Annotated in this window: 18 protein-coding genes; 7 read left to right on the top strand and 11 right to left on the bottom strand. The window is 52.7% G+C overall.

The features are described 5' to 3' along the window. Positions 1-75 precede the first annotated feature (75 nt). A complete protein-coding gene (hemB, locus tag FOM92_RS08045; protein ID WP_143776215.1) occupies positions 76-1,083 on the bottom strand; it encodes a porphobilinogen synthase in 1,008 nt (335 codons plus the stop codon). Between the two features lie 39 nt (positions 1,084-1,122). Beyond that, complete coding sequence (locus tag FOM92_RS08040) at positions 1,123-2,694, bottom strand: M23 family metallopeptidase (RefSeq protein WP_143776214.1); 1,572 nt, start codon at positions 2,692-2,694, stop codon at positions 1,123-1,125. Positions 2,695-2,918: 224 nt separating this feature from the next. On the opposite strand from FOM92_RS08040, the gene FOM92_RS08035 reads away from it, so the two are divergent. Both FOM92_RS08035 and FOM92_RS08030 read left to right on the top strand, forming a co-directional pair. Continuing rightward, on the top strand, positions 2,919-3,539 hold the full coding sequence (locus FOM92_RS08035; RefSeq protein ID WP_143776213.1) for a 2-hydroxychromene-2-carboxylate isomerase: 621 nt from the start codon (positions 2,919-2,921) through the stop codon (positions 3,537-3,539). After that, positions 3,536-4,336 (top strand): crotonase/enoyl-CoA hydratase family protein, encoded by an 801-nt coding sequence (locus tag FOM92_RS08030; protein WP_143776212.1) that lies wholly within the window; start codon positions 3,536-3,538, stop codon positions 4,334-4,336. Before FOM92_RS08035 ends, FOM92_RS08030 begins: the two co-directional genes overlap by 4 nt. On the opposite strand, the gene FOM92_RS08025 is transcribed toward FOM92_RS08030, so the two are convergent. From FOM92_RS08025 to FOM92_RS08015, 3 genes are all read right to left on the bottom strand, one after another. Next, the gene (locus FOM92_RS08025; RefSeq protein WP_246087193.1) at positions 4,337-4,807 is read right to left on the bottom strand and encodes an acyl-CoA thioesterase; all 471 of its coding nucleotides are present in this window, start codon (positions 4,805-4,807) and stop codon (positions 4,337-4,339) included. It lies immediately after the preceding gene. Between the two features lie 86 nt (positions 4,808-4,893). Beyond that, positions 4,894-6,048: an acyl-CoA dehydrogenase family protein gene (locus FOM92_RS08020; protein WP_143776211.1), complete on the bottom strand. Its 1,155-nt coding sequence runs from the start codon at positions 6,046-6,048 to the stop codon at positions 4,894-4,896. Between the two features lie 80 nt (positions 6,049-6,128). Further along, a complete protein-coding gene (locus FOM92_RS08015; RefSeq protein WP_143776210.1) occupies positions 6,129-7,751 on the bottom strand; it encodes a spinster family MFS transporter in 1,623 nt (540 codons plus the stop codon). 96 nt (positions 7,752-7,847) lie between these two features. On the opposite strand from FOM92_RS08015, the gene FOM92_RS08010 reads away from it, so the two are divergent. From FOM92_RS08010 to FOM92_RS08000, 3 genes are all read left to right on the top strand, one after another. Continuing rightward, positions 7,848-8,333, top strand: a complete 486-nt coding sequence (locus FOM92_RS08010; protein WP_143776209.1) for a low molecular weight protein-tyrosine-phosphatase — start codon at positions 7,848-7,850, stop codon at positions 8,331-8,333. Between the two features lie 147 nt (positions 8,334-8,480). Then, entirely contained in the window at positions 8,481-9,224 is a 744-nt protein-coding gene (locus FOM92_RS08005; RefSeq protein ID WP_143776208.1) for a Bax inhibitor-1/YccA family protein, read from the top strand. A 19-nt stretch (positions 9,225-9,243) separates the two neighbouring features. Then, positions 9,244-10,098, top strand: coding sequence for a hypothetical protein (locus FOM92_RS08000; protein ID WP_143776207.1), 855 nt, complete (start codon positions 9,244-9,246; stop codon positions 10,096-10,098). An 18-nt stretch (positions 10,099-10,116) separates the two neighbouring features. Here FOM92_RS08000 and FOM92_RS07995 read toward each other — a convergent pair whose 3' ends face one another. Next, positions 10,117-11,724: a GGDEF domain-containing protein gene (locus FOM92_RS07995; protein ID WP_211347363.1), complete on the bottom strand. Its 1,608-nt coding sequence runs from the start codon at positions 11,722-11,724 to the stop codon at positions 10,117-10,119. 170 nt (positions 11,725-11,894) lie between these two features. Beyond that, positions 11,895-12,323 (bottom strand): CBS domain-containing protein, encoded by a 429-nt coding sequence (locus tag FOM92_RS07990; protein ID WP_143776205.1) that lies wholly within the window; start codon positions 12,321-12,323, stop codon positions 11,895-11,897. Between the two features lie 63 nt (positions 12,324-12,386). Between FOM92_RS07990 and FOM92_RS07985 the strand changes: the two genes are divergently transcribed. Both FOM92_RS07985 and FOM92_RS07980 read left to right on the top strand, forming a co-directional pair. Then, positions 12,387-12,680, top strand: coding sequence for a hypothetical protein (locus FOM92_RS07985; RefSeq protein ID WP_143776204.1), 294 nt, complete (start codon positions 12,387-12,389; stop codon positions 12,678-12,680). Then, positions 12,677-13,072: an acyl-CoA thioesterase gene (locus FOM92_RS07980; protein WP_143776203.1), complete on the top strand. Its 396-nt coding sequence runs from the start codon at positions 12,677-12,679 to the stop codon at positions 13,070-13,072. Before FOM92_RS07985 ends, FOM92_RS07980 begins: the two co-directional genes overlap by 4 nt. Here FOM92_RS07980 and FOM92_RS07975 read toward each other — a convergent pair. From FOM92_RS07975 to prmC, 4 genes are all read right to left on the bottom strand, one after another. Continuing rightward, positions 13,069-14,637: a DUF4139 domain-containing protein gene (locus tag FOM92_RS07975; protein ID WP_143776202.1), complete on the bottom strand. Its 1,569-nt coding sequence runs from the start codon at positions 14,635-14,637 to the stop codon at positions 13,069-13,071. The two genes, FOM92_RS07980 and FOM92_RS07975, sit on opposite strands and share 4 nt — an antisense overlap. A 4-nt stretch (positions 14,638-14,641) precedes the next feature. Beyond that, positions 14,642-16,030, bottom strand: coding sequence for a DUF4139 domain-containing protein (locus tag FOM92_RS07970; RefSeq protein WP_143776201.1), 1,389 nt, complete (start codon positions 16,028-16,030; stop codon positions 14,642-14,644). A gap of 82 nt (positions 16,031-16,112) precedes the next feature. Then, positions 16,113-16,802, bottom strand: a complete 690-nt coding sequence (locus tag FOM92_RS07965) for a DUF4167 domain-containing protein (protein ID WP_143776200.1) — start codon at positions 16,800-16,802, stop codon at positions 16,113-16,115. A gap of 175 nt (positions 16,803-16,977) precedes the next feature. After that, a complete protein-coding gene (gene prmC, locus FOM92_RS07960; RefSeq protein WP_143776199.1) occupies positions 16,978-17,838 on the bottom strand; it encodes a peptide chain release factor N(5)-glutamine methyltransferase in 861 nt (286 codons plus the stop codon). Positions 17,839-17,853: the final 15 nt, after the last annotated feature.

The raw sequence follows: 17,853 nt of genomic DNA, 5'->3' as shown, positions 1-17,853 counted from the left end.
CCAAGAAAAGCAGAAAGCTGCCAGTCAATATCGTCACGAGGAACAGCACCCTGCTGTCACCCAAGGTGCGTGCGGTCATGTATTCGTCCGAAGTAGTCGTGCTGCATGCGCTGCATGGTAAGTGAGTATGCCCGAGCAGCCAGCCCGCTTAAACGCCGTCAAAGTTTCCAAAACCAGTGCATCTCGGTCACCGGCCCCGACGGCAGCGGCAGCTTCTATCATGGCGTATTCACCGGACACCTGATACGCAAAAACGGGTACTTCGAAACGGTCCCTGACGCGGCGAATAATGTCGAGATAAGGCAGACCCGGCTTGACCATCACGCTATCGGCGCCTTCGGAAATATCCATGGCAACTTCGCGCAGAGCTTCATCACTATTCGCGGGATCCATTTGATAACCCTTTTTTTCGCCTTTTAGCAGGCCGCGTGAGCCAACAGCGTCGCGGAAAGGTCCGTAAAAGGCACTGGCATATTTTGCGGCATAGGACATGATTTGCACGTTGGAGTGACCGTTCATTTCCAGTGCTTTACGGATTGCACCAATACGGCCGTCCATCATATCGCTGGGTGCGATGATGTCCGCCCCAGCATTTGCCTGGTTAACCGCTTGGTCAACTAAAACAGCAACAGTTTCGTCATTCAGAACATAGCCCGATTCATCAATCAACCCGTCCTGGCCATGTGCTGTATAAGGGTCTAGCGCCACGTCCGTAAGCACTCCAATTGCGTCGCCATGTGCAGCCTTAATGGCCCGGATCGCCCGGCACATCAGATTATCGGGGTTCAATGCTTCATCGCCGTCATTGCTTCGGCGATCGGTCTGGGTGTTTGGAAACAATGCGATGCAAGGAATGCCGAGCGCTATAGCCTCTGCTGCCCGGTTGACTATATTGTCTACTGACCAACGGGATACCCCTGGCAATGCAGCTATCGGTTCCTCGACGGAGACACCTTCTGTAATAAACAAAGGCCAGATTAAGTCGGAAGAATCGAGTGTCGTTTCCGCCACCATCTTACGGCTCCACGATGCGACACGACTGCGCCGCATGCGGGTGTTTGGAAAACTTGCAAAGTCACTCATGACCGTTGTCTAGCGAAGCAATCCATTATGCTCAACGGATTATCCGCGTGGAGGGCGACCATCCATGTTTTGCGTCAGCCGATCAATTTCGCGCTTCGGTTTTTCCTGAACACGCTCGGTAGGTCGCAAAGGAGCAAGTGCCGCCCCCGCCTTGACTGATTTCAAGCTATTCAATCGCCCTTTGAATCGTGCCAGATCGTTTCCGGACAACTGTGCGCGCTGCGTAAACTTCACAGACATCGGGTTCACAGCCCTACCGCCACGATATAGTTCATAGTGCAGATGCGGACCGGTCGAAAGCCCGGTTGATCCAACATAGCCAATGATTTGACCCCGCCGGACACGTGTGCCGGCGGTTACGGCAAAGCGGCTCATGTGGCCATATCCCGATGCCAGACCGCCGCCGTGGTTCAGCTGTACAAAATTCCCATATCCACCTTTGCGACCGGCGAAAGCAACAGTCCCATCGGTAACGGCGTAAATTGGAGTGCCATAACTGGCCTTGAAATCAAGACCGCTGTGCATACGACTATAGCCCAATATTGGATGACGACGCATTCCGAATCCGGATGTAATTGCGCCATTGACAGGCCTGCTCAGTGCACCTCGAGATTCACCGACACCGGAAGCTTCAAACCACTGAGATGTCTCGCCTACGGTCCACTTTAGCATCTGGATTGCAGATCGACCTTCACGATCGACCCCTGCATAAAGGAGATTTCCAACTTTGACTTCGCCGGTCTCTGCGCGTTTGTAATCCACAATGATGTCAAATTCATCGCTGGAGCGTAGCGTGGACAGGGATGTTCTGCCCGAAATCACCTTCAGATAATCCTGAATCGCGGTTGCGGGTGCTCCAGCAGCGCGCGCCGAGCGATACAGACTATCGCCTATCACACCTCTGATACGTAACGGTGTGTCGTCAACGGCAATGGGTTTGCGAATAAGTTGCAAACTGTTTCCGCTTCGACTTACTTCCAAGTTCAGATCAAACCGGGCTCGAAAGGCGACAGATTCCAGCGGACGCGCAACATTTTTAGTCGTTCTCTTGCCCAACACGATATCGATCGGGGTGCCAGGCTCAATACCGTTCAAGGGCGTTGCGCTCGACACCATTGATGTAACTAAACTAGCTTCGCCGCCCCCTACGCCTGCGCGTTGAAGAACTCGGGAAAAGCTGTCCCCGCGGCCAAGAGTGGCTGTCAATTCAATCCGCGGACGTTCCGGACTGCCCGCTAACGCGACAACTGTGTCTGTTGCAGCCATACGCTTGCCGCTGTCGCTGCCAAATGCGATCGGCATGATCATTTGCGCACGGGCTTCTTCAAACTCAGCCTCTGTTGGCAATGCCGGCTGTGCACCAAAAACTGGTCCGAAATCTGGCAGCAATGCAAGTGCGCACACGCTTAATGCAGTAAGTGTCCCGAGTCCGCGAAACCAACGGATAGATCCGACATCTTCGCCTAAGTCCGGAACGAGGTCGAGTTCTCCGATGCGGTCGATCCAAGACCTGACAGCTGTTTGGCGCAAGGGTATGACCATAGCGTCCGCAAGTGCGACGCTACCTCCCACCCCAGCACTGGCAAAGCGCAAATCTTTGCCTTCAAACATAAGCGACCCCTGTCCTAATCCAAATTGGACGGAATATTATCCCCATCCCCTGTGACGCGATATGGTTAAAGTCAATTTAAGACGTGGGCTGTATATCGTCACATGCGGCCAAATGTGTAAATTCGCCGACAAGCGTTGGAACATTCCAATCTTTGTTCTTTGATAACTAATTGCTTCATTAAAAAGCTACGGATGGTATGAACCGATGCAAAGGAGAGGCCCATATGCCAGGCGATCGGGTTGAATTTTTTTATGATCTTTCCAGTCCTTGGACCTATTTGGCCTTTACCAATTTGCAAAATGTTTTGGCAAGAACGGGTGCAACAGCGCGTCTGCGACCGATATTGGTTGGCGGGGTCTTCAACGCCGTGAACCAGTCGGTCTATGCCGCACGCGAAGATACGGATAATCGCAAATTGATACACAGCTGGCGCGTGCTTAAAGACTGGGCTGCATTGACGGGAGTTCCATTGCGTTTCCCCTCGCAATTTCACCCAGCGAAAAGCGTGCACGCCATGCGCATGGCATGTACGTTGGCAGACGACATGTCGGCGCTTAGCACTTTTACAAAGGCAGCATTTGAAAGCTATTTCGGGCGCGAAGAAAATCTTGACGATCCGGACATTCTAGTTGCGGTAGCAAACGCAGCAGGATTGGACGGAGAAGCCATGAAGGCTGCGGCGCAGACCGATGAGGTGAAGTCGCTGCTCCGCGCAAATACTGAGGAAGTAATAGCGCGCGGCGGTTATGGGTCGCCAACGATCTTCGTCGACACAACTAAAATGTATTTCGGCAACGACCAGTTGCCACTTGTGGAATTTGCTTTGAAGGAAAAGTCTGCATGAATGAACGTGTAAGCATAACCGTCGAAAACCATGTTGCAGATGTGCGACTGACCCGGGCGGATAAAATGAATGCTCTGGACCCTGCTATGTTCGAAGGAATTATTGCGGTCGGTGAACGGATCGCATCTATGCAGGGAATTCGTGTCGTTGTTTTATCGGGTGAGGGACGTAGTTTTTGTGCCGGGCTTGATATGGAAAGTATGAAAGGTGGCGGTGCAAGCGCGAGCGGCGGCGGAGCAAAAAGTTTAGTTGAACGCACGCATGGTAATGCAAACACTTTTCAGCAAGTTGCTATGCTTTGGCGCAAATTGCCCATGCCGGTTATCGCGGCAGTCCATGGAGTATGCTTTGGAGGCGGGCTTCAAATTGCGAGTGGTGCCGACTTTCGTATTGTTGCCCCCGATGCGCGGATGGCGGTCATGGAGATGAAATGGGGACTGATTCCCGATATGGGAGGTTATGCTCTTTGGCGAGGCATGGTGCGTGAAGACGTGCTCCGGGAGTTGACATATACGAATAGGGAATTTTCCGGTTTGGATGCACTGACGCTAGGATTTGCGACTTACGTTGATGATAATCCGCACGCACGAGCCATGGCGATTGCGCGGGAAATTGCGAACAGAAATCCTGAGGCTATGCGTGAGGCTAAAGCCCTGTTCAACGAATATACGGATTTAAGTGAAGATGAGATATTGATGTCGGAAAGCGTCCGGCAGAACCGCGTAATCCGGACACCTAACCAAATCGAGGCTGTGATGTCTCAGATGTTAAAACGTACAGCAAATTTTAAAGATTGATCACTTTTTAACGGTCAACCGCTGAAATTCCCTATGCAAATCTGCGTTGATGGTGGTTGGGCCGTTGGTGTCAGTTAAAACTATTGTCGTAATACACGTCGCCTTACATTGGCCGCCCTGGAATGCAGCGGAAGCAATGTCCCAACTGCTGTTGCCGATTCTAAGAATGCCGCTGGCGACATCTACATGCTCTGGAAAATGGGCTTCCGCAATATAGTCTAGGGATACGCTCACGATTAGCCAGCGCTGTCCCGCAGCCCGGCGTTGCACTTCAATTGCATGGTTGAACATTCCACGGCCATGTTCAAACAGACCTGCCATCGACACATTGTTTATGTGCCCCAACACATCCATGTCAGCAAATCTCGTTTCGGTGCGATGGCTGAAAGGGTAGCTGGCGGGATCAAGTTGCCAAGGCTGTGGTTTGGGCATTCTCAAAACTTTCAAAACATTATTCGCACCGAATCGCATTCAGCGGGCGCGGCCATAACGCATTATCCCGAATTGTCAGTGTACGCGTCTGACAAATTCGGGAATTGCGTGATGGATTTGGCGACCTACAAGCTCCGGCCGATCAACTCTTTCATGATTTCGTTTGTACCGCCGAAAATACGGCTTACGCGTGCGCCACGCCACATACGGGCGATTGGATATTCGTTCATGTAGCCTGCGCCACCGTGCAACTGAAGGCAAGCGTCCATGACTTCCCACTGAAGATCGGTGTGCCAAAGCTTTGCAGCAGCACCCTCTTCAGGAGTGAGTTCTTTTTTATAATGGCGGTTTAGCGCCCAATCCAGGTGAGCCCAACCAACCTGAAGCTTCGCCTTGATGTCGGCCAATACGAACCGTGTATTCTGGAAATCGAGTAAGGGCTTACCAAAAACTATACGCTCGCGCGCGAAGGCAACCGTCTCATCAAAAGCCTTTTGAGTGCTAGCCATTGTAGAAACAGCGATTGAAAGGCGTTCTTGGGGTAGCTCGCTCATGAGATAAATAAAGCCTTTGCCTTCCTCACCGAGGCAATTGGTCATCGGGACACGCACATCTTCAAAGAATAGTTCGGACGTATCAGCCTCATCCATGCCGATTTTATCGAGATTGCGGCCACGCTTGAAACCTTCCCGGTCCGCTTCGACCAAAATGATGGACATGCCTTTCCAAGCTGGCTGAATTTCAGTGTCTGTTTTCACACACACAAGAATGAGATCCGCGTTCTGACCATTGGTAATGTAGGTCTTGCTGCCGTTGATGACATAATGGTTGCCATCCTTGCGCGCGCTGGTTTTCATACCTTGCAGGTCAGAGCCAGTTCCAGGCTCGGTCATAGCGATCGCAGTGATAACTTCACCGGAAATCATCTTGGGGAGCCAATGTTTTTTCTGCTCTTCACTGCCGTAGCTGACGAGATAATTTACAACGATGTCGGACTGTAAAGAGAAGCCGGTCGCCGCACCGCCATAATAGGCGGATTCTTCATCTACGATCGCATTATATCCAAAATCCAAGCCCATACCGCCATATTCAACGGGCACCGTTGGGCACAACAGACCAACCTCTCCCGCTTTGGGCCAAATGGATTTGGGGACGATACCATCTTCCTGCCACTGTTTTGCGTGAGGTGCGACCTCTTTCAGCAGGAATTGTCGAACCGATTGGCGAAAGGCTTCGTGGTCTTCATTATATGCTGAACGAGGGATGGTATCGAGCGACATGTGACTCTCCAGATAGTATCGTTGATGGTCAGTAGAGACACCAAGTTGACGTTAGGGTCAAGCAGAATTTAATCGAGCGATTAAATGAGTTCTCCTGCATCACGTGCACGTTCTACAATGCTTGCTTCGGCCTTAGGAACAAGGCGGTACGCGGATACAAGTAACGCCAACGCGATCGGAGCGACCGCAATCAGTGACAGGATGCCGATGCGTAAGTTGCCCACCAGTTTGCCATCAATCATTGTTCCTGCCAGATCCGAAATCTGCCCGACCATGTAAGGTCCAAAGGACAACCCGACGAGAGTTGTGCCCAAAAAGAAGGCTGCTGTAGCTGTACCGCGCATACGGGGCAGGACCAGATCCTGCGTAGTCGCCGCAGCAGCGCCAAGGGCAGTCGCGCCCAACATACCGGCCAAGAAATTCATTGCGTAAAACAGAGTTGAGTCTTCTGTGGTGTAGCCGATCCAGATAGGAACAATGGGTCCAACCACGCCAAGGATGATGACCAGAATGCGGCCTGCCGGATACTTAGCCCGCAAACCGTCGGCAACACGACCTCCAATAATAACTCCTAAAAATCCAGCTAACGCGCCATTGGCGCCCAAGATAAAGGCTAGCTCTTGTTTCGGAAGCTTGAGAACGATCTCCGCATAAGGTGCCGACCAGAATGACAGTGCGTAGGCTGCCAGCGAAACCAGTCCATAGCCTAGGGTCGTGCAGATAAAGGCGGGCGTTCCCCAGATTAGCCGAAAGGTTGCGGGATCTTTCGCGCGCAAAGTCGAAGCCCATGAAAATACTGCATAATATCCAAAGCCGACCGCGGACCATTGAGGTAAGTTGCCCGTCAGATCTATCATCCATGCGGCGAATGCGGCGATAGCCGACGCAGTCAACAGGTTAATGGCAAGGGCAACCGGCCCGCGCTGCCACGCGCCATAAAGCGTAAAAGGTGGCACAATCATAGAAAGGTCGCTGAAAAAAGCGCGAAATGGGCTTTCATGGCTTGTCGCAGCTAACCCGTCCATCGCGCCGCGCACCGGTTCGCGCAAGCTGGATACCCACAACGCAACCAATATACCGGGAATACCGACCGCTAGAAATGCTGCTTGCCAACCCACGAGGTTAAGGGGGCCGCCGTTGGGATATGCGTTATTCCAAGCCTGTACAATGAGCGCACCGATGAACAGGGACACGCCGCCGCCGATATATAGGCCGGAAGAATATATGGCGAGAGCAGTCGCTCTCTGCCGCTTCGGAAAATAGTCGGAAATAAGGGAATAGGCAGTTGGGCTCGCCGTCGCCTCGCCAATGCCAACCCCCATACGGGCCAGCGTCAATTCGATTTGGTTGCGAGCAAATCCCGAAAGCGCCGTCATCAGGGACCACAACGCTAGACCTATCGAAAGTAGCCGAACCCTGTTCCAATTGTCCGCAAGACGTCCCAGCGGTATGCCGAAAAGCGCATAGAATACTGCAAAAGCTGCGCCTCCAAGAAAGCCCATATCGGAGTCGGTCAGTCCGAGGTCGGCCTTGATATCAACGGCCAAAATGCTGACGATCTGACGATCAATAAAATTGAGAATGTAGACAACAACCAGAACGGTCAAGACATACCAGCTATATCCGGTCGCTTCCCGGGCAGGAGTTTCCGGCGTGGGTCCAGCGTTTTCTTTGGCGCTTTCGACCGTTTCACTCACATCCATCTCCCTGTTCTTGGCTGTTGCCGCCACATAATATCATGGCTAGCAGAACGTGTTTTTGGCGCAACCTGAATTACTATTCAACTTGGCAGAGCAAGAATGAACCATTACAAAACGAGTAAACGACCGACGGTTTTGATGGTATGCCTTGGCAATATTTGTCGTTCGCCACTTGCCGAAGCTGCCTTGCGGCAAGCGGCTGAAAAGTCGGGCGTAGAAGTCCACGTTGATTCCGCAGGTACTGGCGACTGGCATGTCGGAAATGCGCCTGATAAACGGGCTTGTGCAGTTGCGCTGAACATGGGCGGGATCGATATTCGCAAAATGCGGGCCCGACAGATTGAAGAATCCGACTTCTTTAAACTCGACTACATACTCGCAATGGACATTCCCAACCTGCGATATCTACAATCAATGACGCCGGAGGGATCCTTGGCAGACCTCTCACTTTTTCTGGATTATACGCCCGGGGCAAAAGGGAGATCTGTTGCGGATCCCTATTATGGTACGTCTGCGGATTTTGAAACATGTTGGAGACAAGTGCAGTCTGCAGCAGAACATTTCATCAAAAGACTGAAACCATAATGTCAATTGAAGGATTTCTGCCGGTCTTCAATCATCAAAATGGAAATTTCCAAGAATTTGATGTCGTGTTTTGCTTGAAATTGGAGTGAATTCCTCCAATATTATGTCTATGCGGCTATGGTGCCGTGTTTTGAGGAGAAATAAGTCATGGCACAGTGGTCCGATCCACGGGTAACCGGGACCCAGTCAAGTCTTGCAGGTGTCGGCGCAAACGTCGGAGACGTGGCGGTTGATGCAGGCCTTCGCGCCCACATGCTTAAGGTTTACAACTATATGGCGTCCGGTGTTCTTTTAACCGGAATTGTCGCCATGTTGTTCGCTCAAACCGAGTTGGCGCAAAATCTGATGGTCAATCCCAGTTTGTTAAGCTGGGTAATAATCTTATCGCCCTTGGTCGTAGTGCTGATCATGAGCTTTGGGCAAAACCGCCTTTCAACACCCGCGCTTCAGGCGATGTTTTGGGCGTTCGCAGTCCTGATGGGACTTTCGTTATCGCGAATATTCATGATGTTCACGGGTGAATCAATTGCCCAGACATTCTTTGCAACTGCCGCTGCCTTTGCTGGCCTCAGCCTCTGGGGATATACGACCAAGAAGGATTTGAGCGGAATGGGCACATTCTTGATCATGGGTCTGGTTGGACTTATCGTAGCGTCGATTGCTAATATCTGGCTGCAGTCGGATACAATGCACTGGGTCATCAGCTCGGTCGGCGTGCTGCTTTTTGCAGGTCTTACCGCTTATGACACCCAAACAATCAAGAGCATTTACCTGCAAATCCGGGGTTCGGATATGGTAGGTAAAGCCGCGATCATGGGTGCGCTGAACCTATATCTGGACTTCATCAACATGTTCCAGTTTTTACTCAGCTTCCTAGGTAATCGCGACTAAGAGTCACCTTCGGTTAAGGTTGAAACACTATCACTGGCCTGGCGGGAAACCGCTGGGCCATTTTCTTTGCGCAGCTTACCGAAGAAGACTTTTCTTTGTTGTAAAAATCCTGTTGGAAAGGCGCTCTTTGGTTGGAGGGAAAACAATGCGTCGCGGTTTTAAAAACATGGCAGCAATCGTGTTCACGGTCACCGCCATATCGGCTTGCGCTCCTGCGCCAAAGCCGGTTGTTATTGCTCCGCCTCCGCCGGTTTATATTCCGCCGCCACCTCCACCGGTCATGCCGTTGCCTCCTGGCGGAGCTGCTGCTTCGATGAAAATTCCGGCGCTTGGTTTAGATGGTGTGCGGGTTACCCCCAATCGGGGTTTAAGTCGCGATGAACAAATTTGGCATTTCCGGGCGGCGCTAAACGTAGCTGCGCTCAATTGCCAAGGCCCCGTGTGGGGGCAGATTGCAACTCAGTATAACAAATTTATTGTTACCCATAAGGTGCAGCTTTCAAAAAGCAGCAAGACCGTGGATCGTGAATATGTAGCGCGATACCCCGGCCAAAACGGCCTCCGTGTGCGCGATACCAAGCTGACCGACCTGTATAATTATTTTGCTTTACCACCGGTTCGATCGGAATATTGCGATATGGCGTTACGTAAGGTGGTGGAAGTAAATTCCGTTCCCGTAGCCGCCTTGCCCGAATATGCCGTCGGCGGTCTAAATGATATCGACGGTATTTTTATCCGCTTTTTTGACGCATACGCCCAATATGAGCGAGATCTTGCGGACTGGAATATGAAATATGCACCTAAACCCGTCTTTGCGCCGTTGCCGCAGCAGACGGTTACAACACCTTCAACGACAAAGGCGACTGGAGGGTAGCAGAGCGGTTGGGTATTGTTATGCGGCCACGTTCTGAGGCCGGATCAGGATGTAACGATCCCGCCCACCCGTTTTAGCTCGATACAGAGCCATATCTGCCGCACGGTATAGAATTTTCCAGTCGTCTTCGGATGTTACAATGCGATTTGCGATGCCGATACTTGCGGTAATTCTATAACCTTGAGGCAGATTAATTTGCCGGACCGAAGCTAGCAAATCTTCCGGCTCCAGCAACAAAAGGTTACCACGATACGCAATTGCGAACTCTTCGCCTCCGAGCCGCGCGACCAATGCACCTTGAGGTGCGACTTGCTGAAGCGTCTGCGATATAAGGGCTAGAGCTTCATCACCACCGGCATGGCCGAGGCTGTCATTGACCCTTTTGAAATGATCTACATCCAGCAAGACCAAGGTCCAATGGCTGTGTCGTTCAAGTAATGCCCGTAGAAATGCTCGACGGTTCAGCAATCCGGTTAGGGGGTCTGTATCTGCGATAGCCATTGCGTGCGCCTCGGCGATTTCTGCGCGGTCGCGCGCCTTTGCCAGCAGGCGAACACGATAGCCGATAGCTAGCGAGCTGACCAATGCTTCGAAAGCCATTCCGAACAGCGTGCTGTTCTCGATCAGGATGTGGTAGGGAACAAAATCGAAAGCATGCAACATCCTTAAAAATGTTGAAAGCGCAACACCACTCCAGCCCAATAAAAAATAACTTAGGAAATGGTCTTTGCTTTTCCACGCTTTCCATACGTAGATACCGAAAATGATGGGCACCGGTGTAAAGCTGTACACATAAATTGCATCCAGCGTCTTGATTTGCCATGGAGCGAGGATTGCGTAGATCGTTGCGTATGCAGCCATTGCTGTCGCTTGGATATTTGTCGTCTTTACTAACCACGCAGGAATTTCGGTGTTGGCAAAGAAGAAGCGAACGAAGATCAGAGCGGAACTGGCACTGTAAGCCAGCAGCGGGATTGTAATCCGCAAACGATCTGGTCCCGTCAAACCTGATACAAAATAGTGCAAAGCACCTGAAGTGAACAAGCCATAGGTTAATGTTGCAAAAATCATCGCACAATAGGCGAGCAAAAAAGGTTCACGCATCGCCCGCCAGAGTGCGATATTATAAACAAGCAGAGCAATGCAGACGCCGGCAAAGCCTGCATAAAAGACGCTCATGACCATTTCGAAAGTTATTGCGGATTCGCTCGTGCCGATTTGTGACTGCAACATCACTCCACGCACCGCGCCACTATTCGTAACTTTTGCAACAAGCATTTTAATGGGTGCCGGGTGATCGCGGAGTGGCACAACTGTCGTGGCTCCTAGCCGCATTGGGCTTATCGACTGCCCATGAAATGGCTGATACTTTTCGATATGGCCATCTCGATGGATCGCCCAAAGTTGAAATCCATCATCCCAAAGACTGGCAGTGCGGAACACAAGGTTGCGGCCGTCACCTGGCAATAGGTGCGGGAGCTTCATTTTAACCCAGTAATCACCGGGAGGAAGCTGGTTTTGCGTTTCAGCGCACGAGAAAGCTTTTGGCCTTGCAAGCACCGATTGAACTGTATCCGCAGGTGTAGCGGCAAGCGTGCAACTTTCGAGTGAGATACTGTTGGCCAATGCCTGCGAGGAGCATGCGACTAACGAAAAAAATGCCGCAAGCGCAGCTAAGACCAGTCTGATAGTAGAGATGCGCGCAGCCTGCATCCCCGACGGTTATCGCATCAGCGTAAATTTCCCCTTAACTGTAAAATCAGGCGCTGTTGACGTATTTTGCGGTAAGCTCCGAGCTATGCCATCTGTATGTAATCGCGCATTGCCGCTGCTTCCGCTTCAATTTTTTCAATTCTATGCTTAACCAAGTCGCCAATTGAAACAAACCCAGTCAGCTTTCCATCTTCCACTACAGGGAGGTGTCTAATCCGCCTTTTTGTCATTAGTGAAAGACCTGACATAATTGCAGTGTCGCTGGAAACCGTGATGGCGGGTGCCGTCATTGTTTCGCGGACAGTTTTTGCAAGAAACGCCGCGCCATGTTTCGCGATGCCGTAGACGATGTCACGCTCCGAAAAAATGCCGACTACCTCTTTGCCATCTACCACAGGCAAGGCGCCAATGCGATGTTCTGCGAGACGTGCAACAACTTCCCCCACACTCTCATTAGGTTGTGCTGTAAATATGCTATGCTTGTTGTTGCTCAATATTTCAGAAATAGTCACCGACTCTCTCCCTATATCCTTGCTCCAAGTGGAACTTATACCATAAGGAGGCCTTATCAAGCCATGACCCGACCATCTCGCCTAGAAGATCCTGAATATGCCAGCTATGCTTGGAAGCGCTATTGGCGCCTTATGCGGTGGATGCTGTTGGTTACAGTGACCGTCACGCTGCTAGTGCTGGGAAGCTTTTGGTGGTTTAATGGCATGGTCTCTATACATTTTTTCATTGCGACTGCGGGCGCTATCGTTGGCGCCATGATGTTGACCGCGGCTCTTATGGGATTGGTATTTTTGTCCAGTGGTACTGGTCACGATGAATCAATCGAAGACATTTTCAAAGACGAAGCCGACCGATGAGCGACACTATTCGTAACCTCCCAAAGCGGACTGATCCCATTCTGCGTGTTATTCCTGGGCCAAGCGACATTAATGCCAATGGGCATATATTCGGTGGATGGGTGCTCGGTGTCATGGATCAGGCTGGCGGTATTGTCGCTGGGCGCGTATCGCAGGGCGCCTGTGCGACCGTCGCCATCGAAAAAATGGAATTCATCGCACCGATCTTGTTGCGCGATATCATCTCGGTCTACGCCTCGCTTGAACGGCGCGGGCGGACATCAATGGGTATACGCATAGAAGTCATCGCGACGCGTGAGCGGGGACAACAAGAGGTTAAAGTGACGGAAGGGTTGTTCACCTTTGTTGCACTTGATGAGCAGCATAAACCTCGGCCTCTGCCCGAAAGCTAATCCCGTTCCAGCTTTATTTCGTAAGATAGCGTTGCGCTGTCGTTTCCAGCCACGATAGTTTTCCAAGTTGGTATCCCGTTGACTTTGGTGACGGCTTTCGATTTTCCTCGCAGCTCGTAGGGGATCTCGACCTCAATGTTGACCGGCGTATTGCGGGAATTGGTGACCTCGATCTTCCACCGCTGATTGTTCGCTTTTTCCGACTGTGGGGTCACCTGCATGCGCACATCCACCGAAGTGCCGACTGCAATCTCCACATCTTCCCCGACCGCACGGTCCTGCAGCGTTACTTCACCTGCAAGCAGGGGGCCATATTCGCTGTTCTCAAAAACCAAAACCTGACCTTGCGGCATCGGAAGCCCGAGGCCTTTGTCAATCGTGTTTTTTCCGCGCAGCATCAATGTCATGGGCTCGCTCTGCACACCGTAGTTTTCTACAGATGCGGAATAGTGATGTGTAAACGCGGCGCCTGGCTTGACCAGCATCGCAACTTGCTTTTGCCCCTTTGCGTTGACTGTTACCGGTTCAGGAATACGGTAGAGTTTAAGGTCGCCTAAATTCTCCTGCTCCGCCACCACCACCGCGATAGGAGAGTAAGAGGCTAAGGACTCACCCCGCATTCGCTGGGCCGTCACAACAATGCTGTCACCTTCTTCGTCCATATATGCCGCAGGCGCGGGCGGCGGAGGAGGCGGAGCGGGAATATATCCTAAATTATAAGGTACTTCATGGGTGCGTTGGTTGGGCCAGCATTTCAGTTCCAGGCTGCCGCCCGTTGGTTTGATTTGCGGTCCATTGTTTTCACGGTTCGGTTTGCCGGCGATGGCCATCGTGTTGGCATTTGTGAAACTCTGGTTTCCTCCGTTGGCTAAGGTCAGCCATGCAAAAAGGTCGACCTTACCTTTGCCGTCTGACCCACGATTTTGGACTTGCGCGATATAGTTGGCTTCCCAATCGAAGCCGGCAGCCATGTAGGTCAAAGTAACTTTAGCCGTTACCGGTCCATCGCTTTGTGTAATAACCGACAAGGTGGGTTTTGCAGACAGTTTTGCAGGTAGCTGCGCAAATGCCATCCGCTCCGGCAAACCCGTACAATGCAAGGCTTCATATCCGTCGTTGGTTTGAAGGATAACAGCTCCGCCGGGCGCTGATGTAATCATTGCGGGGTATTCGCGCGTCTTTCCAGTCGCCCGTTCGGTGCGGGTAATTGTCACTTGTCGCTTCAGATAGGCATCGACCAATCCTAATGGCGACAGTAGCCGGGCATCCCGGTTCTTTTCTTTCACGCCTTTGGGAAGGCCGGTGACGATGGCGCTTTCGGGGAACATCCCTTCGGCGACGCCTTCAAAGCGTATCACGCTTTCTCCTGCTGGAATGGTGAGGGTGCGCGTTTCCGTTACAAGGGCGTAACCGGTCGGCCAATTAGGATCGATCGCTTGTCCCCCATATTTCTCGCCACGGTACACGGTAAGCGAGACGGCTTCGGGTTCTTCTGAAACCACGACCGTTTGTGCCGCGACCGGAGTCGTGGCCAACGCCAAGAAAAGGGCAACGAGCCCGCGCACAGGCTTAATAACGGCTGTCGAATGTGGCGGTTACGGTCGCCTTGCCATTTGCAGGGACCGGAACACTCCATTCAATGCGGTCGGCAGATACCCTTTTTCCTTCTTGGCTCTGCTCACTGATCCGCACATCCCCCCAAAGCCCGTTTTGGCCGAGATCAACGGTGACGGCATTGCTACGTGCATTGGTGATTTCATAGCGCATGCGGGTTTTCCAGCGATTGCTGTTTATACGGGTGCGTTCCTCCACCACGGTTTTGATTTTTACGTCAAAGGCCTCACCTGTCCGGATCGACATCGCGCTACCCATGGGTGTAGCTTCTATGCGGCTTTCCCCAATAAATTGCGGATCGCCGCGTTTGTCGCGCATATACACGCGCATCGTGCCAGCAGGCAGCTGATCACCCAGCCCACCGCTGCGCGACGTGGAAAATTTAAGTACGGATGACGCGCTGGCTGCCTCATTGGTCGCAAGCCAGCCATTGTTGAATTCATATGTGTTACGGGCGGGCGCCGACTTCACATCCAGAAAGCTGACCTGTTTTTGCTGTGCATTGGCTATCGTAGTACGCTCCCCCAAGGGATAAAGATAATAGTCGCCCAGCCGTTCGCGATTATTGGACTCCGTTCCAGCTTCGTCAATCGTTCCGGTCGATGGGCTATAGGGGGTCTGGTACATGCGGCGGTTACCCCCTTGATTGGGGTTTCCGGCAACCAGCAATACATCGGCGTTCGAATAGTCAGTGCCGGTGCTGTTGGTCAGGGTAACCCAGCCCTGGACATCGATGGTCTGCTTCGCGTCATCGAAAAGGGTGACATAATCCGATGTCCAGCCGAGACCCGGCGTCAAATATGTCAGAGTGGTAGGAGTCAAACCGCCTTTTGATTCAACTGTAACCGACAGAGTAGGGCGGGCGCGCAAGTTCGGCGGGACGCGATCGAATATCACGCGGACTGGCAGCCCGTCGTCGCGTAAGACCTCGATGCTGTCGCCGATTTGCAGCACTACGCCGCCATTTGCGGCCAGTACTTTTGCACGGACCCGGGTTTCGACTCCAGTCGCAACATTGGTTCGCAGTAACGTCACCGTTTGTCCGACCGCCTTTTCCATCAGTTTTGCGGGCGTCAAAAGGTCGTAGTCGAAATTCTGCTCGACAATACCGATACCCGGTCCGGTCAGGGTTACTGTTTCTGCGCGAATTTGGGCCGATACGTCAGGAAATTCCTGCTTCGACCGGCCCGACGGCAAGTTCATTTGCCGGCTATCTTGGATGAGGCTTTGGCCGTTCTGATAAATAGTGACGGCAACATCGCCTTGTGCGGTGGTTGTATCGCCTTGGGCGGAAAGGGGGGCTGCAAAGATGCAACCCATTCCCAAAAGCAGCAAATGGCGCATCTCATCTCTCCCCCAATAAAGATATATGGAGAATGAGCTAATTTTTCCTACATGACCAGATGCTTAACGCATGGATCGGAAATTACTCGGCAGCGGTAGCCGTTTCCTCGTCATTTGCCGATTTGGGACGGCGTGCACGTGGCTTGCGGGCCGATTTTACAGCCTCAATCTCGACATCTCCCTCGTCCGAAGATGCAAGGGCGATTGAGGGTGGCAACACGGCCAGGTCCAGACTTGCTGGTTCGTCATCACCTTCTTCGCTGTGATGCCGCCGCGGAGCGCGGTTTCCATCGCGATTACCGCGCTCATTCCGGTCATTCCGGCGAGGGCGATTGTCGCGTGATTCGCGGCGAGGCTGCTCTTCGGCATCGTCCACATTAACTTCGCTTTCGCTTTCACGCTCGGCTGCTTCACCCGACTCCATTTCCTCAAAGCTGCCTTCACGGTCCTGATCGCGCCATTCGTCGCGTGGGCGGCGTTCGCCCTGCTGTTCCTGACGAGCTTCTTGGCGGCTGCGGAAATCGGCGAGGACACGGAAATAATGGTCAGCAAATTGCAGATGATATTCAGCGTTGACGCGATCGCCGTTGAATTGGGCATCCTGCGCAAGTTTCTTGTATTTTTCCAGCATTTGCGCAGCGTTTCCGCGCGCACGATTGTCGATCTGGTTCTGATAGTCAAAACCATTGCGGTTGTTGTTCTGCTGACGGTTATTGTTGTTACGACCGCGACGCCGGTTGTTGTTATTCTGCTGCCGGTTGTTGGTATTCATCAGGATTTGCCCTGTCCTCTGCTTAGCATAACTGTTGCTTGGTGCCCCCTTGAACCCAGTCCTTAGGGTTCTGCCAAGGTCATCCCCGACCTTGATATCATACCATCTGCGCTGGGGGGCGGCTTCGCGCGAAAGGCCCGGGTCGGGGCGATTTTGCTGCGATGCACTATGCGTCCTAGCCGTTCATACCCCCGATTCCAAGCGAAAAGCGCAGAGCGCGGGGTTTGCCAGCCAGATCGCGGCGCATTTCAGTGGATAAACCGGCATTGCTTGCCAAATCGCTAACAGCCCCGGCCTGATTATGCCCGATTTCAAATATGGCGATGCCCCCCGGCGCCAGCAGCGATGCCAGTTGCGGAACGAGAAGGCGGTAATCGTCCAGTCCGTCGGGGCCTGCAAATAATGCGGAATGGGGTTCATAGTCGGCCACCATCGCGTCCAGACCAGCATCTGTTTCGACATAGGGCGGATTGGAGACGACTAGGTCAAACAGCCCGAGATCATCGTGCCAGCCCGGTTCGGCCCAGTTGCGATGCACCCAGCGTGCCCGCGATGCAAAGCCGAGCCTGTCGCCATTGGCCTCTGCCACGGCCAAGGCGGCGGCACTAGCGTCCATACCGACGCCGCTTGCTGACGGAAAAGCCGAGAGGCATGCGAGCAGGAGTGCGCCGGAGCCTGTACCGAGGTCCAATATGCGCGCCGGTTGGGTTGTGCCGCGGTTGAAATGGTCAACCGCCAGTTCAATCAACGTTTCGCTGTCGGCACGGGGAATAAGGACATCTGGCGTCACAACAAGGTCGAGATCCCAAAATGCCTGCCGTCCGGTGATATAAGCGACCGGTTCGTTACGCAGCCGCCTTTCTGCCAGTGCGTCAAATCCCTGTGGTATGTCGAGATCGCCCATTCTGAGCAACATCTCGGACCGTTCCAGGCCGAGGGCATGCGCCGCCAGCAGTTCGGCGTCGAGCCGTGCCGTGGTGCTGACCCCGGCGAGGCGGGTGGCGGTATTGCGCAGTGTTTCGGCGAGGTTACCCATGGTTCCTGCCCATAG

It is taken from the genome of Sphingorhabdus contaminans (genome assembly GCF_007280415.1).
Lineage (GTDB): Bacteria > Pseudomonadota > Alphaproteobacteria > Sphingomonadales > Sphingomonadaceae > Sphingorhabdus_B > Sphingorhabdus_B contaminans.
This window is presented reverse-complemented; position numbering and strand designations above follow the sequence as displayed.